Genomic DNA, 384 nt, shown 5'->3' on the forward strand with positions numbered 1-384 from the left:
GGCCATGCAGCGCGCGCTCGGATCCTCGCCGGTCAGCGAGGCGTTGCGCCAGCTTTGAGCCGCTGGAGACGTAATCACCCGCTATTGAACATCTGACTTTTTATCGATAGCGATGTGCGCATTGGCACAGAGGCCGGGAGAAGCGCGTGGCGCAAACCAGACTTATGATTTTCGACTGCGACGGCGTTCTCGTCGACAGCGAGCCGCTCGCCGCCAAGGCTTACGAGCGCGTCTACGAGAAGCACGGCATGCCGGGCGTGCATGGCGGCATCATCGCGCAATGCATCGGCATGAAGCAGGCCGACATCATCGTGAAGATCAAGGAACTGACCGGCCACCAGTTCCCCCCGGCGGCCGATGGCGACATCTGGGCCGAGACCAAGC

The 384-nt window shown here is 62.2% G+C and carries 1 protein-coding gene; it reads left to right on the plus strand.

The window, feature by feature from the left end:
• Positions 1 to 146: 146 nt before the first annotated feature.
• Positions 147 to 384, plus strand: a 238-nt coding sequence (locus tag EOA27_RS40275) for an HAD hydrolase-like protein (protein WP_145970984.1), incomplete at its 3' end; no start/stop codon positions are given.

The organism is Mesorhizobium sp. M2A.F.Ca.ET.037.01.1.1 (assembly GCF_003998075.1).
Classification (GTDB): domain Bacteria; phylum Pseudomonadota; class Alphaproteobacteria; order Rhizobiales; family Rhizobiaceae; genus Mesorhizobium.